This is a genomic window from Pseudomonas sp. UYIF39, from assembly GCF_029963765.1.
Classification (GTDB): Bacteria; Pseudomonadota; Gammaproteobacteria; order Pseudomonadales; family Pseudomonadaceae; genus Aquipseudomonas.
Map to the genome: position 1 here is coordinate 136,365 of NZ_JALBYU010000014.1, position 24,796 is coordinate 161,160.

The 24,796-nt window shown below is 59.5% G+C and carries 25 protein-coding genes; 19 read left to right on the top strand and 6 right to left on the bottom strand.

The genetic code is table 11. The annotated features are described in order from the left end of the window. Positions 1 to 74 precede the first annotated feature (74 nt). From MO767_RS19470 to MO767_RS19480, 3 genes are read left to right on the top strand one after another with little or no spacing between them, the layout of a single operon-like run. Positions 75 to 1,094, top strand: a complete 1,020-nt coding sequence (locus tag MO767_RS19470) for a phosphotransferase (RefSeq protein WP_282481832.1) — start codon at positions 75 to 77, stop codon at positions 1,092 to 1,094. After that, positions 1,091 to 1,762, top strand: a complete 672-nt coding sequence (gene murU, locus MO767_RS19475; protein WP_282481833.1) for an N-acetylmuramate alpha-1-phosphate uridylyltransferase MurU — start codon at positions 1,091 to 1,093, stop codon at positions 1,760 to 1,762. The genes MO767_RS19470 and murU overlap by 4 nt, the downstream gene beginning before the upstream one ends. Position 1,763: 1 nt before the next feature. After that, positions 1,764 to 2,531 (top strand): TerB family tellurite resistance protein, encoded by a 768-nt coding sequence (locus MO767_RS19480; protein ID WP_282481834.1) that lies wholly within the window; start codon positions 1,764 to 1,766, stop codon positions 2,529 to 2,531. Between the two features lie 7 nt (positions 2,532 to 2,538). Here the strand turns inward: MO767_RS19480 and MO767_RS19485 are convergent, their stop codons facing one another. After that, on the bottom strand, positions 2,539 to 3,531 hold the full coding sequence (locus tag MO767_RS19485; RefSeq protein ID WP_282481835.1) for an alpha/beta hydrolase family protein: 993 nt from the start codon (positions 3,529 to 3,531) through the stop codon (positions 2,539 to 2,541). A gap of 73 nt (positions 3,532 to 3,604) precedes the next feature. Between MO767_RS19485 and MO767_RS19490 the strand changes: the two genes are divergently transcribed. The 14 genes from MO767_RS19490 to MO767_RS19555 all read left to right on the top strand — a co-directional run bounded on the left by MO767_RS19490 (position 3,605) and on the right by MO767_RS19555 (position 19,431). After that, a complete protein-coding gene (locus MO767_RS19490) occupies positions 3,605 to 6,004 on the top strand; it encodes a sensor histidine kinase (protein WP_282481836.1) in 2,400 nt (799 codons plus the stop codon). Continuing rightward, the gene (locus MO767_RS19495) at positions 6,005 to 6,634 is read left to right on the top strand and encodes a response regulator transcription factor (protein ID WP_003210977.1); all 630 of its coding nucleotides are present in this window, start codon (positions 6,005 to 6,007) and stop codon (positions 6,632 to 6,634) included. 359 nt (positions 6,635 to 6,993) lie between these two features. Continuing rightward, positions 6,994 to 8,118 carry an ABC transporter ATP-binding protein gene (locus tag MO767_RS19500; protein ID WP_282481837.1) on the top strand — a complete coding sequence of 375 codons (1,125 nt, stop codon included), beginning with the start codon at positions 6,994 to 6,996 and terminating at the stop codon, positions 8,116 to 8,118. A 52-nt stretch (positions 8,119 to 8,170) separates the two neighbouring features. Beyond that, positions 8,171 to 9,214, top strand: a complete 1,044-nt coding sequence (locus tag MO767_RS19505; RefSeq protein WP_033056205.1) for an ABC transporter substrate-binding protein — start codon at positions 8,171 to 8,173, stop codon at positions 9,212 to 9,214. Between the two features lie 169 nt (positions 9,215 to 9,383). Beyond that, positions 9,384 to 10,631, top strand: coding sequence for an ABC transporter permease (locus tag MO767_RS19510; protein ID WP_282481838.1), 1,248 nt, complete (start codon positions 9,384 to 9,386; stop codon positions 10,629 to 10,631). A gap of 12 nt (positions 10,632 to 10,643) precedes the next feature. Beyond that, entirely contained in the window at positions 10,644 to 11,468 is an 825-nt protein-coding gene (locus MO767_RS19515; RefSeq protein ID WP_149629957.1) for an ABC transporter permease, read from the top strand. A gap of 219 nt (positions 11,469 to 11,687) precedes the next feature. Beyond that, the gene (locus MO767_RS19520; RefSeq protein ID WP_282481839.1) at positions 11,688 to 12,836 is read left to right on the top strand and encodes an iron-containing alcohol dehydrogenase; all 1,149 of its coding nucleotides are present in this window, start codon (positions 11,688 to 11,690) and stop codon (positions 12,834 to 12,836) included. Positions 12,837 to 12,915: 79 nt separating this feature from the next. Continuing rightward, positions 12,916 to 13,590 (top strand): ribulose-phosphate 3-epimerase, encoded by a 675-nt coding sequence (gene rpe, locus MO767_RS19525; RefSeq protein WP_282481840.1) that lies wholly within the window; start codon positions 12,916 to 12,918, stop codon positions 13,588 to 13,590. Continuing rightward, complete coding sequence (locus tag MO767_RS19530) at positions 13,587 to 14,405, top strand: phosphoglycolate phosphatase (RefSeq protein WP_046045387.1); 819 nt, start codon at positions 13,587 to 13,589, stop codon at positions 14,403 to 14,405. Before rpe ends, MO767_RS19530 begins: the two co-directional genes overlap by 4 nt. A 71-nt stretch (positions 14,406 to 14,476) precedes the next feature. Beyond that, positions 14,477 to 15,958 carry an anthranilate synthase component I gene (gene trpE, locus MO767_RS19535; RefSeq protein WP_282481841.1) on the top strand — a complete coding sequence of 494 codons (1,482 nt, stop codon included), beginning with the start codon at positions 14,477 to 14,479 and terminating at the stop codon, positions 15,956 to 15,958. 115 nt (positions 15,959 to 16,073) lie between these two features. Then, positions 16,074 to 16,667, top strand: a complete 594-nt coding sequence (locus MO767_RS19540; protein ID WP_033056198.1) for an aminodeoxychorismate/anthranilate synthase component II — start codon at positions 16,074 to 16,076, stop codon at positions 16,665 to 16,667. A 9-nt stretch (positions 16,668 to 16,676) separates the two neighbouring features. Then, on the top strand, positions 16,677 to 17,726 hold the full coding sequence (trpD, locus tag MO767_RS19545) for an anthranilate phosphoribosyltransferase (RefSeq protein ID WP_095127233.1): 1,050 nt from the start codon (positions 16,677 to 16,679) through the stop codon (positions 17,724 to 17,726). Beyond that, positions 17,723 to 18,559 (top strand): indole-3-glycerol phosphate synthase TrpC, encoded by an 837-nt coding sequence (gene trpC, locus MO767_RS19550; RefSeq protein ID WP_282481842.1) that lies wholly within the window; start codon positions 17,723 to 17,725, stop codon positions 18,557 to 18,559. The genes trpD and trpC overlap by 4 nt, the downstream gene beginning before the upstream one ends. A gap of 170 nt (positions 18,560 to 18,729) precedes the next feature. Then, positions 18,730 to 19,431, top strand: coding sequence for a lipoate--protein ligase family protein (locus MO767_RS19555; RefSeq protein WP_282481843.1), 702 nt, complete (start codon positions 18,730 to 18,732; stop codon positions 19,429 to 19,431). On the opposite strand, the gene crp is transcribed toward MO767_RS19555, so the two are convergent. After that, entirely contained in the window at positions 19,428 to 20,072 is a 645-nt protein-coding gene (crp, locus tag MO767_RS19560; RefSeq protein WP_008147233.1) for a cAMP-activated global transcriptional regulator CRP, read from the bottom strand. The genes MO767_RS19555 and crp overlap by 4 nt on opposite strands. 231 nt (positions 20,073 to 20,303) lie before the next feature. Between crp and MO767_RS19565 the strand changes: the two genes are divergently transcribed. Both MO767_RS19565 and speD read left to right on the top strand, forming a co-directional pair. Next, complete coding sequence (locus MO767_RS19565; RefSeq protein ID WP_007941657.1) at positions 20,304 to 20,726, top strand: OsmC family protein; 423 nt, start codon at positions 20,304 to 20,306, stop codon at positions 20,724 to 20,726. Positions 20,727 to 20,908: 182 nt separating this feature from the next. Beyond that, positions 20,909 to 21,703: an adenosylmethionine decarboxylase gene (gene speD, locus MO767_RS19570; RefSeq protein WP_282481844.1), complete on the top strand. Its 795-nt coding sequence runs from the start codon at positions 20,909 to 20,911 to the stop codon at positions 21,701 to 21,703. Positions 21,704 to 21,765: 62 nt separating this feature from the next. Here speD and coq7 read toward each other — a convergent pair whose 3' ends face one another. From coq7 to MO767_RS19590, 4 genes are all read right to left on the bottom strand, one after another. After that, complete coding sequence (gene coq7 / locus MO767_RS19575; RefSeq protein ID WP_008147238.1) at positions 21,766 to 22,413, bottom strand: 2-polyprenyl-3-methyl-6-methoxy-1,4-benzoquinone monooxygenase; 648 nt, start codon at positions 22,411 to 22,413, stop codon at positions 21,766 to 21,768. A gap of 127 nt (positions 22,414 to 22,540) precedes the next feature. Continuing rightward, positions 22,541 to 22,879, bottom strand: coding sequence for a histidine triad nucleotide-binding protein (locus tag MO767_RS19580; RefSeq protein WP_008147240.1), 339 nt, complete (start codon positions 22,877 to 22,879; stop codon positions 22,541 to 22,543). Between the two features lie 82 nt (positions 22,880 to 22,961). After that, positions 22,962 to 23,750, bottom strand: coding sequence for an SDR family oxidoreductase (locus MO767_RS19585; protein WP_282481845.1), 789 nt, complete (start codon positions 23,748 to 23,750; stop codon positions 22,962 to 22,964). Positions 23,751 to 23,812: 62 nt separating this feature from the next. After that, positions 23,813 to 24,778, bottom strand: a complete 966-nt coding sequence (locus MO767_RS19590; RefSeq protein WP_282481846.1) for a DUF805 domain-containing protein — start codon at positions 24,776 to 24,778, stop codon at positions 23,813 to 23,815. Positions 24,779 to 24,796 lie beyond the last annotated feature (18 nt).

Here is a 24,796-nt window from a genome sequence, read left to right on the forward strand (position 1 = left end):
TCGATGGTCTGAAAAAGATGCTGGATAATAAAGCATGACCCGCTTGACGGCTAGCGCCGTCGGAGACCCTTGCAATGCCTGACCAAGATGTACGTTTGCAACACCTGAAAGTTTGGCTCGATGAGCAATTGGCTGCCCTCTTTGCAGAACAGGGTTGGGGTGCCGTACCCCTGGCCACGTTGACCGCGGCCAGTAGCGATGCGAGTTTCCGACGCTATTTCCGCTGGGAAGGCGAGGGCAGAAGCTTCGTCGTGATGGACGCGCCACCGCCCCAGGAAAACTGTAAACCCTTCGTGGATATCGCTTTTCTGCTGGCGAAATCCGGAATAAATGTTCCGAAAATTTATGCCGAAGACCTCGAACGTGGTTTTCTTTTGCTCAATGACCTGGGCAACAAGACTTACCTGGACGTGATCGACAGCGAAAATGCCGACAATTTGTTCAAGGATGCCCTGCAAGCGTTGCTGGCATTTCAGCAGTTGCCGATGGTTGCACCACTGCCAAGTTATGACGTGGCGCTGCTGCGCCGCGAGCTGGAATTGTTCCCTGAGTGGTACGTGAAGCGCGAGCTGGGCATCGAGTTCGACTCGGCGCAGCAAATACTCTGGCAGAACGTGACTGAGCTATTGATCGACAGCGCACTGGCCCAGCCTAAAGTGCTGGTGCACCGCGATTACATGCCGCGCAACCTGATGCTCAGCGAGCCAAATCCCGGCGTGCTGGATTTCCAGGACGCAGTCTATGGTCCCGTGACCTACGACGTAACCTGCCTGTTCAAGGATGCGTTCCTCAGCTGGCCCGAGGAGCGTGTGCGCGGCTGGCTGGAAGCTTACTGGCAGCAAGCGGGCGATCTAGGGATCCCGGTTCAGCCCGACTTCGAAGATTTCCTGCGGGCCAGTGACCTGATGGGCGTGCAGCGGCACCTGAAAGTGATCGGCATCTTTGCCCGCATCTGCCACCGCGACGGCAAGCCGCGTTATCTCGGCGATGTGCCACGCTTCTTTGCTTATATAGACGCCGTGATCGCCCGCCGTCCTGAACTGGCCGAGCTGGATGTGTTGATGATGAGTCTGCGTGCTGGAGCGAATGCATGAAGGCAATGATTCTGGCGGCAGGTAAAGGCGAGCGCATGCGCCCGCTGACCTTGACCACGCCGAAACCGCTGGTTCGCGCTGGCGGTATACCGTTGATCGAGTATCACTTGAAAGCCCTGGCGGTGGCGGGGTTTACCGAGGTGGTGATCAACCATGCCTGGCTCGGCCAACTGATCGAAAACTACCTGGGTGATGGCTCGCAATACGGCGTACGTATTCAGTACTCGCCGGAAGGTGAGCCACTGGAAACCGGAGGCGGGATTTTTCGCGCACTGCCGTTGCTGGGTGACGAGGCCTTTATGGTGGTCAACGGTGACATCTGGACCGACTACGACTTCAGCGTGTTGCACCAACCCATCACCGGGCTGGCGCATTTGGTGTTGGCGGATAACCCTGCCCATCATCCGACCGGAGATTTCAGTCTGATCGACGGACAAGTACGCGACGGTCACCCGGACACTGCAACCCTGACCTACAGCGGCATCGCGGTCCTGCACCCGCAGCTGTTCGACGGTTGCTCCGCCGGCGCCTTCAAACTTGCACCACTGCTGCGCAAAGCCATGGCCGATGGGCTCGTCACCGGCGAGCACTTGAATGGACATTGGGTGGATGTTGGCACTCACGAGCGTCTGGCTGAAGTCGAAACTCTGTTAGAAGCGAGACGCTGACATGCTGTGGCCAGGGACTCTGATTGGAGCCGGTGCGGGGTTTTTCATCGCCAGCATTCCGGGGGCCATGCTTGGCGCCTTGTTGGGGCAGGTACTGGACCGGCACTTGCACATACAGAGCTGGGCGCATTTACGAGAAAAGCTCGGTGGCCGCTCAGTGCTGCGCAACGATGAACTGCTGTTTGTGTTGTTGGGGCGTCTGGCCAAGTGCGATGGACGGGTGGTGGAAGGCCACATCCAGCAGGCCCGTCAGGAAATGCGTTTGCTGGAAATGACCGAGTCGGGCCAGCGTCGGGCCATTGCCGCGTTCAATCGCGGCAAGTCGGGAGATGACCGGTTGCGCGGTTATTTGCGCCGGTTGAGCGCTCAGCCCCATGCGGCCGAAGGCGTCTTGCGCGCCTGTTGGCGGATGATTTGGGCTGATGGCCGCGCCGGTAACGCTGAGCGAGAGCTGATCAGGCAGTGGGGTAAATGGCTGGGCTGGACGTCGCGGCAGGTGCAGGCGCTGTCGGCCGATTACGAGCAGCACAAGTTTGCACAGACCAGCAGCGCGCTGACCTATCAAGACGCTCTGCGGCTTTTGGGCGTTTCCGCGACCAGCGAGCCGGCGCAGATCAAGCATGCTTATCGACGCCTGCTGAGTCGCCATCATCCGGACAAGATCGCCGGCAGCGGTGCGACCGCGCTGCAGGTGCGCGAAGCCACTGACAAGACTCGCGAACTGCATAGCGCCTACACATTGATTCGCGCGCGGCGGGATTTTCGGTAGCTGTCTATCAGTTCACCGCGCTCTGTGGATTCAACCAGCCCCGCACCCGACGGAACAGCTGCTCTTGCTCAGCCTTGGAATTACCCGGCAAAGCCTTGAGCGAAACCTGGCTGAACCCCGAAGTCTTCAAACGTTTGCTGGCTTGCAAGCGTGCCAGCGCCAGGTTGCGATCCAGCGGCTTGTCCATATAGAAGATGTCTGCGGTGGGCAGCTTCAGGGTCGGTGTCAGTTCGGCCAGCTCTGGTTTGGCTTTCACCGGCATCTGAGCGGCGACCATCACAAACTGCTCCACTTGCGAGGGCTGCTTCTCGCTCAGATAGCGCGCGGCCCAGTAAGCGCCAGTCCCATGCCCCAGCACGACAATGCGGCGAGCGCTTTGCTGTTCGGCGTAGGCAATCGCGGCGTCGATGCGGGCGAAGATTCGTTCGGCGTCGGCTTTGGCCTGTTCCTCGGTGGTTTCGGCGATCGCCTTGTCCGCCACCTCCGCTTCACCGCCCGCCGCTTGTTCGATGGGCGCTGCAGTGGTCGAGTCTTTGCTGGTGGTGTCAGCGGCTTTTGGTTTGGGTGCCACTTCTACGATACGCGGCGCAACGGCATCGCTTTGCAGGTCCGGCAAGGTGATACTCAGGCTGCTCCACTCGGCGTCCGGCAATTTACGTCGCAATGGACCGATTGCTTGCGGCCAGTCAACGGTTTCGCCGGCGCCCGGGATGATAATCACCGCGCCTTTGGGTTCGGCGGTATTGGCTGGTTTCCACAAGGCCAGAAACGTGTCGCTGCCCGCTTGCAGTTGCTGCTGTTCCTGAGCCGGGATCTGTCGCTCAAGTGCAGACGCTTCTTCCTGACTACGCTCAAGCAGCGGTTGGCGCTCGAGCGGTTTTTCTTCGGCGGGTGTTCCCGTAGTGGCAGGCGCCGGGTTGGCAGCCTCGACGGAAAAGGCGCAAGGCAGGATCAGCGACAGGCACAATGCTGGCAGTGCCAGGCGGTAGACAGGGGGCATCGGATATTCCAGGCCAGAAGTTATTCCGGCAGCCTAATGGGTTGGTCAGTATTTGTCAGTGTGTGAGACTTCGATGATGCGTTTTTGCTGCCTGTGGGTTATCGGCTGTTTGTGGTTTCCCTTGATGGGCTGGGCGGCTCCCGCGCCACCAGTGCACGTCGCGCAATTGTCCGCGGGCCAGCAGCAATGGCTGGCGCAACATGGCGAATTGCGCGTGGGGCTGGTGTTGCAAGTGCCCTACGCCCAATACGATCGCCGCTTGCAGCGTTTGTCCGGGGTCAATGTCGAGCTGATGAAGTGGCTGGCCAAGGCGCTCAAAGTCGAGCTGAGCTGGCGCAACTTTTCCGACCTGACGCAGCTGGAAACCGCCGTGCGCGAGGGTGAAATCGACATCGCTCCGGGGCTGACCCAAACTCCCGGAGGCCTGCGTCTCTGGCAGTTTTCCGACCCATATATGCGGGTACCGCAACTGGTGGTCAGTGACCAGAAAAGCACCGGCGTGGTCGAGCTGGAAAAACTCGACAGCCAGACCCGCGTCGCCGTGCGCATGCCCGGCGCTACCGCCGATTACCTGCGCAGCAATTACCCGCACCTGAACCTTCAAGGCGTACCGATCGAGCGCCAGGCACTGCAACTGTTATTGAGTCAGCAGGCCAGTTACGCCGTGGTCGACGAAGCGCAGCTGGGGCGTTTGTCCGCCGAACCTGAGTTCGCCGGCCTGGTGGTGGTCGGTGATATCGGCTTGCCGCAACTGTTGCGGGTGGCCACGCGCCGGGATTGGCCGGAACTGGCCGGCATCGTCGAAAGCGCGTTGCGGGCGATCCCGGCCAAAGACCTGGAGCAGCTGCACAACCAATGGCTGCAACCCAAATACCCGCGCCTGACCGAGTCCCCGGGTTTCTGGCAAAACCTCTGTCTGCTGTTGGCGGTGTTGATGCTGAGCAGCATGGCCATCGTGTTCTGGCAGCGTCGGCAGCAGCACAGTCTTGAGCATCGTTTGCGGGCAGCGCGCGAAGACATTGCCCTGCGTGCCGCCAGCGAAGAAGCCTTGCGCCTCACGCAGTTTTCCATCGACCAGAGCACCGTCGGCATCCTTTGGGTCAACTGGGACAGTCATGTGCGCTACGCCAATCGCGCAGCCGAAACCATGCTGGGATATCCAGCGGGCGGGATCATTGATCGGCCGCTGATCGACTTCGAGCCCGACTTGCACATGGACCGCTGGCTGAACCTGTGGAAACGCGCCCGGGCCAGCGAGGACGGCCCGCAAAGTTTCGAAACCAATTGTGTTCGGGCCGATGGCAGCAATCTGCCGGTGGATGTTTCGCTGAGTTTTTTGCGGTTTCGTGACAGCGAATACCTGGTGGTTTACCTCAACGACGTCACCGAGCGCCGTCGTGCATTGGCCGCGTTGCAGGAAAGTGAGGCGCGTCTGCAAGGGATCGCCGCCAACGTCCCAGGGCTGGTCTTTCGTCTGGAACGGGCACCGGTGACGGGGCAGATCGACTTTGCCTACATCAGTGAAGGCAGCGAGAGTCTGGTGGGTTACTCACCCGCGACCCTGGCCCATCGCGACAAAGGCCTGCGCAGCCTGGTGCACCCGGACGACAAGGCCAGTTATCACCAAACCCAGGACCATGCGCTGGATACCGACAGTGACTGGTCGTGGCAGGGACGGATTCTCACCCGTTCGGGCCAACAGCGCTGGGCCGAAATCAAGGCCGTCACCCGCCGACTCGAAGACGGCGCCTATGTCTGGGACGGGATTGTCTGGGACATCAGCGAGAGCAAGCGCATCGAACTGGAACTGGCCAGCTCTCGCGAGCACCTGCGCGAGTTGTCTGCGCACCTGGAGAGCGTGCGGGAAGAGGAAAAGGCCCGCATCGCCCGGGAGGTTCACGACGAGCTGGGTCAGATGCTCACCGTGCTGAAGCTGGAAACCTCCATGTGCGAACTGGCCTACGCCCAGCTCGACCCCGGTCTGAACGAACGCTTGAACAGCATGAAGCGGCTAATAGCGCAGCTGTTCCAGTTGGTACGCGACGTGGCCACGGCGCTGCGGCCACCGATTCTCGACGCCGGAATTGCCTCGGCCATCGAGTGGCAGGCCCGCCGATTCGAGGCGCGCACGCAGATTCCGTGTCTGGTGCAGGTGCCGGAGAACCTGCCGGTACTTAGTGATGCCAAGGCGATTGGCCTGTTCCGGATCCTTCAGGAAGCGCTGACCAATGTCATGCGCCATGCCCAGGCGCATACTGTCGAACTGACATTGGCACTGGAAGGCAACGAGTTGTGTCTGACCGTCAGCGATGATGGCGTAGGATTTGTCCCCGCCACCGGTAGGTCGACATCCTTTGGGGTAGTCGGCATGCGCGAACGGGTGTTGATCATGGGTGGGCAATTGTCGCTTGAGAGTGAACCGGGTGAAGGCACGACCCTGAGTGTGCGAGTGCCGCTGGATGAGGAGAAGTAAGTGATCCGTGTACTGGTAGCCGAAGACCACACCATCGTCCGTGAAGGCATCAAGCAATTGATCGGCCTGGCCAAGGATTTGCTGGTGGTAGGGGAGGCGAGCAATGGCGAGCAGTTGCTCGAGACTTTGCGTCATGTTCCCTGCGAAGTGGTCTTGCTGGACATCTCCATGCCTGGGGTTAACGGGCTGGAGGCGATTCCACGGATTCGCGCGCTGAACAATCCGCCGGCGATTCTGGTGTTGTCGATGCATGACGAAGCGCAAATGGCCGCCCGCGCGTTGAAGGTCGGCGCTGCGGGTTATGCGACCAAGGATAGCGATCCGGCGCTGCTGCTGACGGCAATCCGCAAGGTCGCGGCGGGCGGGCGTTACATCGACCCGGACCTGGCCGACCGCATGGTCTTCGAAGTCGGTCTGACCGATTCGCGGCCGTTGCACTCGTTGCTGTCCGAGCGCGAATTCTCGGTGTTCGAACGCCTGGCCCAGGGCGCCAACGTCAACGACATCGCCCAGCAACTGGCCTTGAGCAGCAAAACCATCAGCACCCACAAGGCGCGGCTGATGCAGAAACTCAACATCACCTCCCTGGCGGAACTGGTGAAGTACGCCATGGAGCACAAACTTCTCTGAACGCACCCAATCCAACGGCTTAACTGCAATCTCCTGTGGGAGCGAGCTTGCTCGCGATGGCGGCTTAACATTCAACATCTATGTCGGCTGGTACTCCGTCATCGCGAGCAAGCTCGCTCCCACAGGGATAGCAGTGGCATATCCATTTACGACATCCCACCAAATCGCTATTGCCAGTTCTTGCGGCTTGCAGCTTCAAGCTTGTCGCTTCCCTGATCAAATCCCGCCATCCTTGTAGGGCAATCCCTACCCCCAACCTTCCATCCCGCTGAGGCCATTCTCTCCTGCGCCCCGATTTGCGTGGTCGGCAGCGTCCACTAGGCTTAGTCCACAGCAGTCATCACAACAAAGGTGTGGGTATGAGCCAGGTCGATTCAAACGCAGGGGCCAGCGATATTCTGGTCAGCTTTCGTGGAGTACAAAAAAGCTACGACGGCGAGAACCTGATCGTCAAAGACCTCAACCTGGAGATTCGCAAAGGCGAATTCCTCACCTTGCTCGGCCCCTCCGGCTCCGGCAAGACCACCAGCCTGATGATGCTCGCCGGTTTCGAAACACCGACCGCTGGCGAAATCCAGCTGGCCGGGCGTTCCATCAACAACGTGCCGCCGCACAAGCGCGACATCGGCATGGTGTTCCAGAACTACGCATTGTTCCCGCACATGACGGTCGCCGAGAATCTGGCGTTCCCGTTGACAGTGCGCGGCTTGAACAAGAGCGATGTCAGCGACAAGGTCAAAAAAGTCCTGAGCATGGTGCAGCTCGATACCTTCGCCCAGCGTTATCCGGCGCAACTGTCCGGCGGTCAGCAGCAGCGTGTGGCCCTGGCCCGCGCCTTGGTGTTCGAACCGCAACTGGTGCTGATGGACGAACCCCTCGGCGCACTGGACAAACAACTGCGTGAACACATGCAGATGGAAATCAAGCACCTGCACCAGCGCCTCGGCGTGACCGTGGTCTACGTGACCCACGACCAGGGCGAAGCCCTGACCATGTCCGATCGCGTGGCAGTCTTCCACCAGGGCGAAATCCAGCAGATCGCGCCGCCGCGGACCCTCTACGAAGAGCCGAAAAACACCTTCGTCGCCAACTTCATCGGCGAGAACAACCGCCTCAACGGCCGCTTGCACAGCCAGACCGGCGACCGCTGCATCGTGGAACTGGGTCGCGGTGAAAAGGTTGAAGCCCTGGCCGTTAACGTCGGCAAGACCGGCGAACCCGTCACGCTGTCGATTCGCCCCGAGCGCATTAGCCTCAACGGCGCAAGCGATCAATGCGTCAACCGCTTCTCAGGGAGGGTGGAGGAGTTCATCTATCTGGGCGACCACGTCCGGGTTCGCCTGGAAGTCTGCGGCAAGACCGATTTTTTTGTGAAACAACCGATTGCCGAGCTCGATCCCGCGCTGGCCGTCGGCGACGTAGTACCGCTTGGCTGGCAGGTCGAACACGTTCGCGCGCTCGACCCACTTCTAGAGGCGCATTGATCGCCCCCCCCTGCTTCAACAACACCAACCCTGCACGTGGAGAGAACAATAAATGTTGAGATCCCTGAAATTCACCGCTTTGGTCATGGGCATGATCGGTGCGGCACACGCAATGGCGGCGGGCCCGGACCTGACCGTGGTGTCCTTTGGCGGGGCGAACAAGGCAGCGCAGGTCAAAGCCTTCTACGCACCGTGGGAAGCGGCAGGTAACGGCAAGATCGTGGCGGGCGAGTACAACGGCGAGATGGCCAAAGTCAAAGCCATGGTCGACACCAAAAGCGTGTCCTGGGACCTGGTAGAAGTTGAATCGCCAGAACTGTCCCGTGGTTGCGACGAAGACATGTTCGAGCAGCTTGATCCGAAGTTGTTCGGCAAGTCCGAAGACTACGTCAAAGGCGCCATCCAGCCATGCGGCGTGGGCTTCTTCGTGTGGTCGACCGTGCTGGCCTACAACGCCGACAAACTGGCTTCCGCACCGACCAGCTGGGTGGATTTCTGGGACACCAAGAAATTCCCGGGCAAACGTGGCCTGCGTAAAGGCGCCAAGTACACCCTGGAATTCGCTCTGATGGCCGACGGCGTTGCGCCGAAAGACGTCTACAAAGTACTGGCCGGCAAGGATGGTCAGGACCGCGCGTTCAAGAAGCTTGATGAGCTGAAACCAAGCATCCAGTGGTGGGAAGCCGGCGCGCAACCACCGCAGTACCTCGCTTCCGGCGACGTGGTCATGAGCTCGGCCTACAACGGCCGGATCGCTGCCGTGCAGAAAGAAAGCAACCTGAAAGTCGTGTGGAACGGCGGTATCTACGACTTCGACGCATGGGCGATTCCAAAAGGTCTGGACAAGGCACGGGCTGAAGCGGCGAAGAAATTCATCGCGTTCTCGGTGATGCCGCAGCAGCAGAAGACCTACTCGGAAAACATCGCCTACGGCCCGGCCAACACCCAAGCCGTACCGCTGCTGGCCAAGGATGTCCTCAAAGACATGCCGACCACCCCGGAAAACATCGCCAACCAAGTTCAGATCGACGTCAGCTTCTGGGCTGACAACGGTGAGCAACTGGAACAGCGCTTCAATTCCTGGGCTGCGAAGTAAGCAATACCCTGTGGTTTGAACACCGCAATCCTTGTGGGAGCGAGCTTGCTCGCGATAGCAGTGGGTCAGTCAGCATTGATGTTGAATGTAATGCCCCCATCGCGAGCAAGCTCGCTCCCACAGGTTGTTTGTATGCCTCTGCAACGATCAAAGATTTCCGGAGTACGCCATGGCCACCGCCATTCCCCTGAACGCGGGCACCGACCCCACCTTGAAGCAGCGGCTCAAGCACGCCGAGCGGATCAACCGCTGGAAAGCACAAGCCTTGATCGCGCCGTTGGTGTTGTTTCTGTTGCTGGTGTTTCTGGTGCCCATCGTGGCGCTGCTCTACAAAAGTGTCGGTAACCCGGAAGTGGTCGGCGGCATGCCGCGCACCGTGACGGCTATCGCCAGTTGGGATGGCCGAGGCCTGCCCGCTGAACCGGTTTACAAGGCCGCCAGCGAAGACCTGGCTGAAGCCCGCAAGAATCAGACCTTGGGCGACCTGTCCAAGCGCTTGAACATGGAGTTGGCCGGCTACCGCAGCCTGCTGACCAAAACTGCACGTGCCTTACCGTTCGCCAGCGAGCCGGCCTCTTATAAAGAAGCGCTGGAAGGTCTCGACGAGCGCTGGGGCGACCCGGCCTACTGGCAAGCCGTGCGCCGCAACACCAGCAGCATCACACCTTATTACTTGCTGGCGGCAGTCGATCACCGTATCGACGACCTCGGCGAAGTGGCCCCGGCCACGCCCGATCAGGCAATCTACCTCGACATCTTCGCCCGGACCTTCTGGATGGGGCTGGTCATCACCGTGATCTGCCTGCTGCTGGCGTATCCGTTGGCCTACCTGTTGGCGAACCTGCCGGCACGGCAAAGCAACTTGCTGATGATTCTGGTGTTGCTGCCGTTCTGGACTTCGATCCTGGTGCGGGTCGCCGCGTGGATCGTGTTGCTGCAATCGGGTGGCTTGATCAACAGCGGCCTGATGGCGATGGGCATCATCGATAAACCGCTGGAGCTGGTGTTCAACCGCACCGGGGTTTACATCTCCATGGTGCATATCCTGCTGCCGTTCATGATTCTGCCGATCTACAGCGTGATGAAAGGCATTTCGCCCACCTACATGCGTGCCGCGATTTCCCTCGGCTGCCACCCGTTCGCCAGCTTCTGGCGGGTGTACTTCCCGCAGACCTATGCCGGTGTCGGCGCCGGTTGCCTGTTGGTGTTCATCCTCGCCATCGGCTACTACATCACCCCGGCGTTGCTGGGCAGCCCGAACGATCAGATGGTCAGTTACTTCGTCGCCTTCTACACCAACACCAGCATCAACTGGGGCATGGCGACCGCACTCGGTGGGCTGCTGCTGTTGGCGACCGTGGTGCTTTATCTGATTTACAGCTGGCTGGTGGGCGCCAGTCGCCTGCGCCTGAGCTAAGGGGAGAATGAAATGCTGAGTCCTTATATGTCGCCCATCGAGCGGGTGTGGTTCTACAGCTTGCGCATTCTCTGCGGGCTGGTCCTGTTGTTCCTGATTCTGCCGGTGCTGGTGATTATTCCGCTGTCGTTTAACTCCGGAAGTTTTCTGGTGTACCCGTTGCAAGGCTTCTCGCTGCACTGGTACCAGGACTTCTTCGCTTCGGCCGAGTGGATGCGCTCGCTGAAGAACAGCATCATCGTTGCTCCGGCGGCGACCGTTCTGGCGATGATTTTCGGTACGCTGGCGGCCATCGGCCTGACGCGGGGCGACTTCCCCGGCAAGGCGCTGGTGATGGCGCTGGTGATTTCGCCGATGGTGGTGCCAGTGGTGATCATCGGTGTGGCGAGCTATCTGTTCTTCGCGCCACTGGGTCTGGGTAACAGCTTCTTCTCGCTGATCGTGGTGCATGCGGTGTTGGGCGTGCCGTTTGTGATCATTACCGTGTCGGCGACCTTGCAGGGGTTCAATCAGAATCTGGTGCGCGCTGCTGCGAGCCTGGGTGCTTCGCCGCTGACGGCGTTCCGTCGGGTGACCTTGCCGCTGATTGCGCCTGGCGTGATTTCCGGTGCGCTATTTGCCTTCGCGACTTCGTTCGATGAAGTGGTGGTGACGCTGTTCCTCGCCGGCCCTGAACAAGCGACCCTGCCAAGGCAGATGTTCAGCGGCATCCGCGAAAACCTCAGCCCGACCATCGCAGCGGCGGCGACGTTGCTGATTGCCTTCTCGGTGATCCTGCTGCTGACCCTGGAATGGCTGCGCGGCCGTAGTGAAAAACTGCGTACCGCGCAGGTCTGACGGTTCACGCCATCCCCTGTGGGAGCGAGCTTGCTCTCGATAGCGGTATATCAGTCGACATGATTTTGGCTGAACCACCGCTATCGCGAGCAAGCTCGCTCCCACAGTTGTTTTGTGTGGTTTTCGGGGGCGCGGGTCATTCATGGCCTGAATAGCAGACAAACCCCAATCCCCAGCTACTCTTGTGCCCAGCTCCCCTATCTATAAGAGGCTGCGCACATGAGTATTTCCTCTTTCAAAATCGCTCACAAACTGATCACCGGCGCAGGTGCCATCGAGCAACTGGCGGTTGAACTGACACGCCTGGATATCGACAACCCGCTGATCGTCACCGATGCTGCTCTGGTCAAGTCCGGCACGGTCGAGCTGGCGCTGGCGCATCTGGGCGACCGAACCTACGAAATCTTCGACCGTGTGTTGCCAGACCCGGAAATCGCCATTGTCGAAGACTGCATGCGGGTCTACCGCGAGGGCGGGCACGACGGACTGATCGGCCTGGGCGGCGGCAGTGCCATCGACATCGCTAAAAGTGTCGCGGCCTACGCCGGCTATCACGGGGCGCTGGAGGATCTGTTCGGCATCGATCAGGTGCCGCGCAAAGGCCCGCCGCTGATCGCCATTCCGACCACCGCGGGCACCGGCTCGGAAGTCACTAACGTAGCGATCCTCTCCGACAAGGTTGCGCAGCTGAAGAAAGGCATCGTCAGCGACTATCTATTACCGGACGTGGCGCTGGTCAGCCCGCAAATGACCCTGACCTGTCCGCGCAGTGTCACTGCCGCCAGTGGTGTCGATGCACTGGTGCACGCCATCGAATCCTATTTGTCGCTCAACGCCTCACCGATTACCGACGCGCTGGCCATCGGCGCCATCAAGCTCATCGCCAAGGCGCTGCCGAAGGCTTACGCCAATCCGTCCAATCTCCAGGCCCGCGAAGACATGGCCACCGCCAGCCTGATGGCCGGTATGGCGTTTGGTAATGCCGGGGTCGGCGCGGTGCACGCGCTGGCATATCCGCTGGGCGGCCGTTTCAACATTGCCCATGGCGTCAGCAACGCCTTGCTGCTGCCGTATGTCATGACCTGGAACAAAATGGCCTGCGTGGAGCGCATGCAAGATATCGCCGAGGCCATGGGGGTGAAGACCGCTCATCTGAGCACCGACGATGCGGCGGACAAGGCCGTAGAGGCGATGACCGAGTTGTGCGCTGCGGTGGAAATCCCGCCGGGCCTGCGCAGCTTCGGCGTTCCCGAAGACGCCATCCCGGCCATGGCCGTGGAAGCGGCGGGAATTGAGCGCCTGATGCGCAACAATCCGCGCAAATTGAGCGCCGTCGATATCGAGAAGATCTACCGGGCGGCTTACTGATTATCGCGTCACGGTGCGCGCTTCAAAGCATGAGGTATACAATGCGCGCCATCGTGATTCTGCTCAAAAAAGGTGCGTCATGCAGCCCTTCGTAATTGCTCCGTCGATTCTCTCCGCCGACTTCGCCCGCCTGGGTGAAGAAGTGGACAACGTCCTGGCCGCTGGCGCCGACTTCGTGCACTTCGATGTCATGGACAACCACTACGTGCCGAACTTGACCATCGGCCCGATGGTGTGTGCCGCGCTGCGCAAGTACGGCGTGACTGCGCCGATCGACGCGCACCTGATGGTCAGCCCGGTGGACCGGATCGTCGGTGACTTCATCGAAGCCGGCGCGACCTACATCACTTTTCACCCGGAAGCCTCGCAGCACGTCGACCGCTCCCTGCAACTGATCCGCGAAGGTGGCTGCAAGTCGGGTCTGGTGTTCAACCCGGCGACCCCGTTGGACGTGCTCAAGTACGTGATGGACAAGGTCGACATGATCCTGCTGATGAGCGTCAACCCAGGCTTCGGCGGACAGAAGTTCATTCCCGGCACCCTCGACAAGCTGCGGGAAGCGCGGGCGCTGATCGATGCTTGCGGGCGTGACATCCGTCTGGAAATCGACGGCGGGGTGAACGTGAACAACATTCGTGAAATCGCCGCTGCTGGCGCTGACACCTTCGTCGCCGGCTCGGCGATCTTCAATGCGCCGAACTACCAAGAGGTGATTGAAAAGATGCGTTCCGAACTGGCGCTGGCCCGCCCATGAGTGGCTTTGAGCAGTTGTTCCCGGGGTCTCTGCCGCGGCTGGTGATGTTCGATCTGGATGGCACGCTGATCGATTCGGTCCCCGACCTCGCAGCGGCTGTGGATAACATGCTGCTCAAACTCGGGCGAAAACCTGCCGGCATCGAATCGGTACGCGAGTGGGTGGGCAACGGCGTGCACACGCTGGTGCGCCGGGCCTTGGCCAACCACATCGACGCCGAGGGTGTCGATGAGGTCGAGGCCGAGCATGCCCTGGAGCTGTTCAACGGCTTTTACGAGGACGGTCACGAGCTGACGGTGGTTTACCCCGGCGTGCGCGACACCCTGAAATGGCTGCACAAGCAGGGTGTCGAGATGGCGCTGATCACCAACAAGCCGGAGCGCTTCGTCGCACCGCTGCTGGATCAGATGAAAATCGGTCGTTACTTCCGCTTGATCATCGGCGGCGACACCCTGCCACAGAAAAAGCCGGACCCGGCTGCGCTGTTTTTCGTGATGAAAATGACCAACATCCCGGCGTCGCAATCCTTGTTCGTCGGCGATTCGCGCAGCGATGTGCTGGCGGCGAAAGCGGCGGGGGTCAAATGCGTGGCGCTCAGTTATGGCTATAACCACGGCCGGCCGATTGCCGAAGAGTCGCCGGCGCTGGTGATCGACGATCTGCGCAAGTTAATTCCCGGTTGCCTGGATCCGGCCGCTGAGATAACGTTGCCCGACGCTGTTCAACCCCCTTCTGGAAACGCCATCGTGGTGGTCACTCGCAAACTCTGGATGAAAGTCATCAAGGCCCTGGCCCGCTGGCGTTGGCGCGCCTGACTTGTTCCTGGCCGGCATACCGGCGCGTTTGCATACCTGACTGTTAGACCCTCAAGCCACGAGGCTACCCCATGATCCGCGAAGAATTCCTGCGTTTGGCCGCTGCCGGCTATAACCGCATCCCGCTTGCCTGCGAAACCCTGGCCGACTTCGACACACCGCTGTCGATCTACCTGAAGCTGGCCGACGAGCCTAACTCTTACCTGCTGGAATCGGTGCAGGGCGGGGAGAAGTGGGGCCGTTACTCGATCATCGGCCTGCCGTGCCGTACCGTGCTGCGGGTTCATGACCATCACATCAGCGTGACCCATGACGGCATCGAGATCGAAAGTCATGAGGCTGAAGATCCGCTGGCGTTCGTCGAAGCGTTCAAGGCCCGTTACAACGTGCCGACCATCGCCGGCCTGCCGCGTTTCAATGGCGGTCTGGTGGGTTATTTCGGTTACGACTGCGTGCGCTATGTGGAGAAGCGTCTCGGCAAGTGCCCGAACCCTGATCCGTTGGGCGTGCCGGACATTCTGCTGATGGTTTCCGACGCGGTCGTGGTATTCGACAACCTCGCCGGCAAGATGCACGCGATTGTCCTGGCCGATCCCTCGCAAGACGATGCTTTCGAACAAGGTCAGGCGCGTCTGGAAGAGCTGCTGGAAAAACTCCGTCAGCCGATTACCCCGCGCCGTGGCTTGGATTTCAGCAAGCAACAGTCTGCTGATCCGGTGTTTCGTTCGAGCTTCACCCAGGACGATTACGAAAAAGCCGTCGATACCATCAAGGAATACATCCTGGCCGGCGACTGCATGCAGGTCGTGCCGTCCCAGCGTATGTCGATCGACTTCAAGGCCGCGCCGATTGATCTGTACCGGGCGCTGCGTTGCTTCAACCCGACGCCTTATATGTACTTCTTCAACTTCGGCGACTTCCACGTCGTCGGCAGTTCGCCGGAAGTGCTGGTACGGGTCGAAGACAACCTGATCACCGTGCGGCCGATCGCCGGCACCCGTCCTCGAGGCGCTAACGAAGAGGCCGACCTGGCGCTGGAAAAAGACCTGCTGTCCGACGACAAGGAAATTGCCGAGCACTTGATGCTGATCGACCTGGGCCGTAACGACACCGGTCGGGTCTCGGAAATCGGTTCGGTGAAACTCACTGAAAAAATGGTGATCGAGCGCTATTCCAACGTGATGCACATCGTTTCCAACGTCACCGGTCAATTGAAGGCCGGGCTGACGGCGATGGACGCACTGCGGGCCATTCTGCCGGCGGGCACCTTGTCTGGCGCACCGAAGATTCGCGCGATGGAAATCATCGATGAACTGGAACCGGTCAAGCGTGGTGTCTACGGCGGCGCGGTCGGCTACTTCGCCTGGAACGGCAACATGGACACCGCGATCGCGATCCGCACCGCGGTGATCAAGAACGGCGAACTGCACGTGCAGGCCGGTGGCGGCATCGTTGCCGACTCGGTACCGGCGCTGGAATGGGAAGAAACCCTGAACAAGCGCCGCGCGATGTTCCGTGCAGTGGCCCTGGCTGAACAAACCCCGGAAAGCTGACCGCAGAACGTTGCCCGTATGACATGTCGCTTTGACTGACAAAGCGCTGGACGCTGCGGGGACAATCATTCGAAGGCAGTATTTAAAGTCAGTGAATTCAAGAGGTTCTTAAGCCATGTTGCTGATGATCGATAACTACGACTCTTTTACTTACAACGTTGTGCAATACCTCGGTGAGCTCGGCTCCCAGGTCAAAGTCGTGCGCAACGATGAGCTCACCATTGCCGAAATCGAAGCCCTAAACCCTGAGCGGATCGTCGTTTCACCCGGCCCTTGCACGCCGAACGAAGCAGGCGTGTCGATTGATGTGATCAAACACTTTGGCGGTAAATTGCCGATTCTGGGCGTCTGCCTGGGGCATCAGTCCATCGGCCAGGCCTTTGGTGGCGATGTGGTGCGCGCCCGTCAGGTCATGCACGGCAAAACCAGCCCTGTTTTCCACGAGGACAAAGGTGTATTTGAAGGCCTGAACCATCCGCTGACGGTCACCCGCTATCATTCACTGATCGTTAAACGCGAAACCTTGCCCGATTGCCTGGAGCTGACCGCCTGGACCCAGCTTGAAGACGGTTCGGTCGACGAGATCATGGGCCTGCGCCACAAGACACTGAACATCGAGGGCGTCCAGTTTCACCCTGAGTCGATCCTCACCGAACAGGGCCACGAGTTGTTCGCTAATTTCCTCAAACAAACCGGCGGCACGCGCTAAGGACTTTTCATGAATATCAAGACAGCCCTGAGCCGTATCGTCGAACAGCTCGACCTCAGCACCGATGAGATGCGCGATGTCATGCGCGAAATCATGACCGGTCAATGCACGGATGCGCAGATCGGCGCGTTCATGATGGCCATGCGCATGAAGAGTGAAAGCATCGACGAAATCGTCGGCGCCGTGTCGGTCATGCGCGAGCTGGCGGACAAGGTCGAGCTCAAGACTCTCGACGGCGTCGTCGATGTGGTCGGCACCGGTGGCGATGGCGCGAACATTTTTAACGTCTCGACCGCTTCCTCGTTCGTGGTGGCGGCGGCCGGTTGCACGGTGGCCAAGCACGGTAACCGTGCGGTCTCGGGCAAAAGCGGCAGCGCCGATTTGCTGGAGGCGGCGGGTATCTACCTGAACCTGACGCCGGTTCAGGTAGCACGCTGCATCGACAACGTCGGCATCGGTTTCATGTTCGCCCAGACCCATCACAGCGCCATGAAGCACGCCGCCGGCCCGCGCCGGGAGCTGGGCTTGCGTACGCTGTTCAACATGCTCGGCCCGCTTACGAATCCGGCCGGCGTGAAGCATCAGGTGGTGGGCGTGTTCAATCAGGCGTTGTGCCGGCCGCTGGCCGAAGTCTTGCAGCGTATGGGCAGCAAGCACGTGCTGGTGGTGCACTCGAAGGATGGCCTGGACGAGTTCAGTCTGGCGGCGCCAACCTTTGTGGCGGAATTGAAGGATGACCAGATCACCGAGTATTGGGTCGAGCCAGAAGACCTGGGCATGAAGAGCCAGAGTCTGCACGGTCTGGCAGTGGATAGCCCGGCGGCCTCGCTGGAGCTGATTCGCGATGCCCTGGGCAAGCGCAAGACCGAGAACGGTCAGAAAGCCGCGGAAATGATTGTGCTCAATGCCGGTGCCGCGCTGTATGCCGCCGACCATGCCAGCAGTTTGAAAGAAGGCGTTGCCCTGGCGCACGATGCGCTGCACACAGGCCTCGCTCGGGAAAAACTGGAGGAGTTGGGTGCATTTACCGCGGTATTCAAAGTGGAGAATGAGGGATGAGTGTACCGACGGTTCTGGAAAACATTCTGGCCCGTAAAGTCCAGGAAGTCGCTGAGCGTAGCGCTCGCGTAAGCCTGGCGGAGCTGGAAAGTCTGGCCAAGACGGCCGATGCACCCCGTGGTTTTGCCAAGGCATTGTTGGCTCAGGCCAAGCTCAAGCAGCCAGCGGTCATTGCAGAAATCAAGAAAGCTTCACCGAGCAAAGGCGTTATCCGCGAGAACTTCATTCCCGCCGACATCGCCAAGAGTTACGAGAAGGGCGGCGCGACCTGCCTGTCGGTGCTCACCGATATCGATTACTTCCAGGGCGCCGATGCGTATCTGCAACAGGCGCGGGCGGCGTGCAAACTGCCGGTGATCCGCAAGGACTTCATGATTGATCCGTACCAGATCATTGAAGCCCGAGCGTTGGGTGCCGACTGCGTGCTATTGATCGTCTCCGCACTGGATGACGTGAAAATGGCCGAGCTGGCTGCCGTCGCCAAAAGCGTCGGCCTCGATGTGCTGGTGGAAGTTCACGATGGCGACGAGCTGGAGCGGGCCTTGAAAACCCTCGACACTCCGTTGGTCGGCGTGAACAACCGCAACCTGCACACTTTCGAAGTCAATCTGGAAACCACCCTCGATCTGTTGCCGCGTATTCCGCGTGACCGCTTGGTGATCACCGAAAGTGGCATTCTCAACCGGGCCGATGTTGAACTGATGGAAATCAGCGATGTGTACGCATTCCTGGTGGGCGAAGCGTTCATGCGCGCCGAAAGCCCGGGCACTGAGTTGCAGCGTCTGTTCTTTCCTGAGCGTGGTATCGCGGTGAGCGGTTCTACACTCGACTGAAAAAGCATCGTCGGAACGCCGCCCGGAGCAAGCTCGCTCCCACAGTGATCGTTGGTGGACACAAAATTTGTGAGCGCCCAGATCAAATGTGGGAGCGAGCTTGCTCCGGGCGGCGCTCCGACGATGGCGGCATAAGAAGCACCACAGACTAACGTCCGACGGAATACCTTATGACCCTGATTACCTCCCTGACGACCGAAGCCGGCCTGCTCGCCGAACAGGATCTGTTGGCCCATGTGTGCACCGACGATTCGGAGTTTGGGCTGCTGTTCTGGCAGCCCAGTGATAAGGCGCTGGTCATGCCGCGACGGTTGAATCGTCTGCCTGGGTTCGAGGCCGCGTGCGAAGTGTCGGCTGCGGCAGGTTGGCCGGTATTGTTGCGTGAAACCGGCGGTGAGCCGGTGCCGCAATCGGCCTCGACGATCAACATCGCACTGGTCTACGCGCCACCGCGTAGCGAGGGTGACCAGAACCGCATCGAAACCGGTTATCGCCGACTTTGCGATCCGATTTGTCAGTTACTCGATGAACTGGGCGGCGTTTCGTCTTTGGGCGAAATAGAGGGTGCGTTCTGTGATGGGCGTTTCAACGTCAACCTTGATGGGCGCAAGATGGTCGGCACGGCTCAACGCTGGCGCCAGAGCAAGGGCGGTACGCGTCCGGTAGGGTTGGTGCACGGTGCTTTGTTGTTCGATAACGAGCGTGAGTCGATGGTTGCGGCGGTTAACCGTTTCAATGAAGCCTGTGGCCTGGAGCAGCGAGTTCGCGCCGAGAGCCACATTGCCCTTCATGAAAAATATGCAGCACCTGATGCATTGGGGCGACTCGACACGTTGTACCGCCAGTTGCTGGCAGACATGTTCAGGGTTTAGCGCGTACCGAAGACCACCATGGTCTTGCCTTTGACGTCCACCAGGTTGCGTTCTTCCAGATCCTTGAGTACGCGACCGACCATCTCACGTGAACAACCGACAATCCGCCCGATCTCCTGACGGGTCACCTTGATCTGCATGCCATCGGGATGGGTCATTGCATCTGGCTGCTTGCACAGTTCCAAGAGGCAGCGTGCGACGCGGCCGGTAACGTCGAAGAATGCAAGGTCACCCACTTTGCGGGTGGTGTTGCGCAGGCGCTGTGCGATTTGTCCGCTGAGCACGTAAAGAATGTCTGGATCCTGTTGGGACAGCTCGCGGAATTTCGCGTAGCTGATCTCCGCGACTTCGCATTCGATCTTGGCGCGCACCCAGGCGCTGCGCTCCTGTTCCAGGCCGGCCTGTTCGAACAGGCCCAACTCGCCGAAAAAGTCTCCGGAGTTCAGGTAGGCGATGATCATTTCGCGACCATCGTCATCCTCGATCAGGATGGTGACCGAACCCTTGATGATGAAGAACAGCGTGTCCGAGCGGTCGCCGGCACAAATGATGTTGCTTTTGGCCGCATAACGACGGCGCTGGCAGTGCATCAACAGCTTGTCGAGGTTCTTGATTTTGGGTGTTGGGGTAATAGCAACCATGGTTGTATCCCGAAAAGACTTCACGGTGTGTTTGGTTTTCTTATGAGTCGCTGAGGTCGCTACAAAGCTGGCTATGCGCCAGTGAATTGGCGCCAGCTTAACAGACACTTCCTGCAATATTCGAGAATTTACCTACAGCGCAACGGCTTGCGTCGTAGGAAGGCGAGACGCCGTCAATCAAGGCCCCTGTGCTAAGCTGGCGACCCTTTTTTATACAGTGGAGTCTTGGCGATGAAGGCACGCATCCAATGGGCTGGCGAAGCCATGTTCCTCGGCGAATCCGGCAGCGGTCATGTCGTGGTCATGGACGGTCCGCCCGATGCCGGCGGTCGCAACCTGGGTGTCCGGCCGATGGAAATGCTCCTGCTGGGTGTTGGCGGTTGCAGCAATTTCGACGTGGTCAGCATCCTCAAGAAGTCTCGTCAGGCCGTTGAAAGCTGCGAAGCCTTCCTCGAAGCCGAGCGTGCCACCGAAGATCCGAAGGTATTCACCAAGATCCACATGCACTTCGTGGTCAAGGGCCGAGGCTTGAAAGAAGCCCAGGTCAAACGCGCCATCGAGCTGTCTGCCGAGAAGTATTGCTCGGCGTCGATCATGCTGGGTGCGGCTGGCGTGGCAATTACTCATGACTACGAGATCATCGAGCTCGGTTGAATCGACATTCAACTATCATAAAGTCAGTGCAGACTCTGGCGATCTGAAGCTCGCGTCTGCACCCGAACAGATAACCAAAAATCGCGAAGAGGTGTTAATCCGTCCTACGCGGGTGCGTTGTTCGCATCTGACGGGCATGCTTGATCACGCGGCCGGGCCGCAATACATAGAGAGTTTTAACGGTGAAAAGCAAACTCAAGCTCCACGGGTTCAATAACCTGACAAAGACCTTGAGCTTCAACATCTATGACATCTGCTATGCGGAAACCCCGCAAGACCAACAGGCTTACGTCGAGTACATCAATAAAGAGTACAACGCGAAACGCCTGACGCAGATCCTCACAGAGGTTGTCGATATCATTGGTGCCAACATCCTGAACATTGCCAGTCAGGATTATGAGCCCCAAGGCGCCAGCGTCACGATTCTGATCTCTGAAGAGCCGGTGACCCCTACCGACAGTCAGGTCGAAGAGTCCCCGGGCCCGCTGCCTGAAATTATCCTGGCCCACCTCGACAAGAGCCACATCACGGTGCATACCTACCCGGAAATCCATCCGGACGATGGCATCGCGACATTCCGTGTGGACATTGATGTGTCGACCTGTGGCGTCATTTCACCGCTTAAGGCGCTCAACTTTCTGATCCACCAGTTCGATTCGGATATCGTGACCGTGGATTATCGTGTGCGCGGTTTCACCCGTGACGTGGAAGGCAACAAGCACTTCATCGATCACGAGATCAACTCGATTCAGAACTACCTTTCCGAAGACACCCGCGACGCATACCAGATGACCGACGTGAACGTGTACCAGGAAAACCTGTTCCACACCAAAATGTTGCTGAAGAACTTCGAACTGGATAACTACCTGTTCGGCGACGCCACCAGCAGCCTGTCCCCTGAGCAGCGTGCTCAGGTGACCGAGCGTGTGAAACACGAAATGCTGGAAATCTTCTACGCGCGCAACATGCCGAGCTGATTTTCTGCGAGCAAAAAGAAAGGGCGCTGAAAAGCTCCCTTTTTTGTGCGCGGTGTTTGGGATCAGATCCGGTAAGTACTCTTGGTCATGACCTTGGCCATCAGGCTCATGCCAAACTTCACCGGTGCCGGGAAGCGGAACCCCCCAGCCTCCAGCGCACTTTCGGCGTGGTGTTCTTCATCAATGCGCATCTGCTCGAGGATCGCCCGGGACTTTTCATCCTCGGCTGGCAGTTGCTCAAGGTGTTCGTTGAGGTGTTTGCAGACCTGATGCTCGGTAGCAGCAACGAACCCCAGGCTGACTTTATCGCTGATCAACCCGGCCACCGCACCAATCCCGAACGACATGCCGTAGAACAGCGGATTGAGAATGCTGGTGTGGCTGCCCAACTGTTTTATGCGTTGTTCGCACCAGACCAGGTGGTCGATTTCTTCTTCGGCGGCATGTTCCATGGCGGCGCGCACTTGCGGCAGCTTGGCAGTCAGGGCCTGCCCCTGATACAGCGCCTGGGCACAGACTTCGCCGGTATGGTTGATGCGCATCAGACCGGCGACGTGCCGGGTGTCTTCGTCGCTCATTTGCGCATCCGGCTGAACGATAGCGGGCGAAGGACGGTACGGCTGACCACTGAAGGGCAGCAAGGTACGCATCGCGGCATCGGCTTGCAGCAGAAGGCGGTCAATCGGCGAGTAGTGACGTTGGGTAGTCATGGCTGACCTCCGGGAAGAATCTCGGCGGCCAGTTTAACCCAATCGGCCGGGGAAGGTTTGCGCTGGGTCATTGCGACGCAGGTGCGCGTGGGAGCGGGATTGCCCACCCCCACAGGGCTTACGGCAATCAGCCCGGCGGCCAATGCATCTGGCGCTGACCCAATACATGCATATGTATGTGATAGACGGTCTGCCCACCCAGTGGATTGCAATTCATGACCACGCGGAAGCCTTCTTCGCAACCCAGTTCCAGGGCCAGACGCTGGGCGGTGAACAGAATATGCCCAGCCAATGCCTTGTCGTCCTCGGTCAGGTCGTTAAGCGTGCGCACCGCTTTTTTCGGGATCACCAGAAAGTGTACCGGTGCCTGTGGGGCGATGTCGTGGAAGGCCAGTACCTGGTCGTCCTCGTAAATGATCTTCGCCGGGATTTCCCGGTTGATGATCTTGGTGAACAGAGTATCCACAGCTTTTTTCTCCGTTGTTTGGGCTGGCCTGAGTGTAACCATGGGTTATGCCCGAGCCCAGCCTTTTACCTTGAGGGTGCGATCAGCGCGGGCAGTAAGCCTTGTTGACCATGCCGGCGATTGTCCGGGTCAGCCAGCGCGAGCCGAGTCGCGGCAGGAAGGCGCGCCAGCGGTTGCGTCGACCCGGAATAATGATGGCGCGATTTTTCTCCAGAGCCCGCACGGTATAGAGCGCGACTTCCTCGGGGCTCATCAGCATTTTGCTGTCGACCAGTTTGCTTGCGTCCAATTGCGCGGTGCGGAAAAACGCCGTGCGGGTAGGGCCGGGGCAGAGCACCGACACCTTGACCGCGCATTTTTTCAGTTCGACGCGCAACCCTTCGGAAAAGTGCAGCACATAAGCCTTGCTGGCATAGTAAGTACTCATCCACGGGCCGGGATGGAACGCCGCCACCGAGGCGACATTCAAAATTTGCCCGCCGCCCTGCAGCGCCATACTGTTGCCGATCGCGTGACACAGGCGAGTGAGCGCGAGGATGTTCACTTCGATCAGGTCCTGCTCGGTCATCCAGTCCTGAGCCAGGAAAGGTCCGCAGGTACCGATGCCCGCGCAGTTGACCAGCAAATCGATCTGTCGGTCACCTTCCTCCAGCTCCAGCAGAAAACCGGACAGCCTTAGCGGCTCGCCGAGGTCACAGGCTCGGAACAATACTTCCACGCCAAAACGTTGAGTCAGTTCAATCGCAATACTTTCCAGCTGATCACGCTGACGGGCCACCAGAATCAGGCTGCGGCCGCGCCGGGCCAGCGCTTCGGCCATCGCCAGGCCGATGCCGCTGGAAGCGCCAGTGATCAGAGCGTAACGGGTCATGCATTTCTCCATCGCAACAGCTCCGCGCCGGCGACGCAGGTGTCACGGGCGGGGAGCGCTGTTCATTCTTTCGCAGAGTCTACAGGGGGCTGGGCTTCTTCGGCTGCATCGTCGGCTGAATTTGGTGCTGGCTCTGCTTCCACGGCGGTTTGATCTTCGATCTCTTCGGTGGTCACGGAGTCACTTTCATAGTTGCTCTGGGTGGCGCTTTCGTATTCGCTCTGGATGGTAGTGAGGCCACCGGTCAGTCCGCCGATGAGCAGGATCGCGATAAACACCAGCCACAGTGACGAGAGGATCTTGACCGCGGTGCTGTTGGGTGGTGGTGGCGCACCGTATCGATTAGCGGTGTTATTTCCCGGCGCGATCATCATCACGAACGGAAAGATGCCGCCCACGAACGGCACGAGCGTCAGCAGCCAGAGCCAGCCAGACCAGCCGATATCGTGCAGACGCTGGACACTGAACTGGATGCTGACGAGACCGAGCGCCACGAAGCCGATCAAGGCCAGCAGGCATCCGAGAATGAGGGCAATGGTCGAGTCCGTATTGAAGAGGGCCAGGGCGAAAACAGCAAGCAATGAGCCAGCGCTAAGGGTCACCAGCGTCAGCGACATCGTCCAGGCCAGATAACGCAAGCGGCCGATGCGACCGTCGAAGCTGAACGGCTTGAGTGTGGAAAACGCAGGCAAGGCTTCGCCAACGGTAGCCTGGGGTGGTGCGTAAGGGGATTCGGGATCTGCCGCGACGGCAGGGGTGTGTTCATGAACGTCAGCCAGGTTCAGCTCGATCGAGGGTTCGGATTCGATCCGGGCATCGATACCGGTTTTGGTCAGCGCCTGGAGATAAGTCTGAGCATCGGTCTGTGACAGGTCGCGTTTGAGTGCAACCGGCTTGCCATTGAACAGCCGCTCGATGGCAGCCACTTCGCTTTTGAACAACTCGGCGAGATTGAGCTTGGCGGTGGTGACGTCAACACCTGGCAGCAGAGCGCCGTCGAACACGATCTTGAAACGGTTTTCGCTCATTGCGAGGCATCCTTGTCG

What these genes read in the sequence shown, in the direction of transcription:
- MO767_RS19470 (WP_282481832.1), top strand. Translation starts at nt 75, where the DNA reads ATGCCTGACCAAGATGTACGTTTGCAACACCTGAAAGTTTGGCTCGAT.
- murU (WP_282481833.1), top strand. Translation starts at nt 1,091, where the DNA reads ATGAAGGCAATGATTCTGGCGGCAGGTAAAGGCGAGCGCATGCGCCCG.
- MO767_RS19480 (WP_282481834.1), top strand. Translation starts at nt 1,764, where the DNA reads ATGCTGTGGCCAGGGACTCTGATTGGAGCCGGTGCGGGGTTTTTCATC.
- MO767_RS19485 (WP_282481835.1), bottom strand. Translation starts at nt 3,531, where the DNA reads ATGCCCCCTGTCTACCGCCTGGCACTGCCAGCATTGTGCCTGTCGCTG.
- MO767_RS19490 (WP_282481836.1), top strand. Translation starts at nt 3,605, where the DNA reads ATGATGCGTTTTTGCTGCCTGTGGGTTATCGGCTGTTTGTGGTTTCCC.
- MO767_RS19500 (WP_282481837.1), top strand. Translation starts at nt 6,994, where the DNA reads ATGAGCCAGGTCGATTCAAACGCAGGGGCCAGCGATATTCTGGTCAGC.
- MO767_RS19505 (WP_033056205.1), top strand. Translation starts at nt 8,171, where the DNA reads ATGTTGAGATCCCTGAAATTCACCGCTTTGGTCATGGGCATGATCGGT.
- MO767_RS19510 (WP_282481838.1), top strand. Translation starts at nt 9,384, where the DNA reads ATGGCCACCGCCATTCCCCTGAACGCGGGCACCGACCCCACCTTGAAG.
- MO767_RS19515 (WP_149629957.1), top strand. Translation starts at nt 10,644, where the DNA reads ATGCTGAGTCCTTATATGTCGCCCATCGAGCGGGTGTGGTTCTACAGC.
- MO767_RS19520 (WP_282481839.1), top strand. Translation starts at nt 11,688, where the DNA reads ATGAGTATTTCCTCTTTCAAAATCGCTCACAAACTGATCACCGGCGCA.
- rpe (WP_282481840.1), top strand. Translation starts at nt 12,916, where the DNA reads ATGCAGCCCTTCGTAATTGCTCCGTCGATTCTCTCCGCCGACTTCGCC.
- MO767_RS19530 (WP_046045387.1), top strand. Translation starts at nt 13,587, where the DNA reads ATGAGTGGCTTTGAGCAGTTGTTCCCGGGGTCTCTGCCGCGGCTGGTG.
- trpE (WP_282481841.1), top strand. Translation starts at nt 14,477, where the DNA reads ATGATCCGCGAAGAATTCCTGCGTTTGGCCGCTGCCGGCTATAACCGC.
- MO767_RS19540 (WP_033056198.1), top strand. Translation starts at nt 16,074, where the DNA reads ATGTTGCTGATGATCGATAACTACGACTCTTTTACTTACAACGTTGTG.
- trpD (WP_095127233.1), top strand. Translation starts at nt 16,677, where the DNA reads ATGAATATCAAGACAGCCCTGAGCCGTATCGTCGAACAGCTCGACCTC.
- trpC (WP_282481842.1), top strand. Translation starts at nt 17,723, where the DNA reads ATGAGTGTACCGACGGTTCTGGAAAACATTCTGGCCCGTAAAGTCCAG.
- MO767_RS19555 (WP_282481843.1), top strand. Translation starts at nt 18,730, where the DNA reads ATGACCCTGATTACCTCCCTGACGACCGAAGCCGGCCTGCTCGCCGAA.
- crp (WP_008147233.1), bottom strand. Translation starts at nt 20,072, where the DNA reads ATGGTTGCTATTACCCCAACACCCAAAATCAAGAACCTCGACAAGCTG.
- MO767_RS19565 (WP_007941657.1), top strand. Translation starts at nt 20,304, where the DNA reads ATGAAGGCACGCATCCAATGGGCTGGCGAAGCCATGTTCCTCGGCGAA.
- coq7 (WP_008147238.1), bottom strand. Translation starts at nt 22,413, where the DNA reads ATGACTACCCAACGTCACTACTCGCCGATTGACCGCCTTCTGCTGCAA.
- MO767_RS19585 (WP_282481845.1), bottom strand. Translation starts at nt 23,750, where the DNA reads ATGACCCGTTACGCTCTGATCACTGGCGCTTCCAGCGGCATCGGCCTG.
- MO767_RS19590 (WP_282481846.1), bottom strand. Translation starts at nt 24,778, where the DNA reads ATGAGCGAAAACCGTTTCAAGATCGTGTTCGACGGCGCTCTGCTGCCA.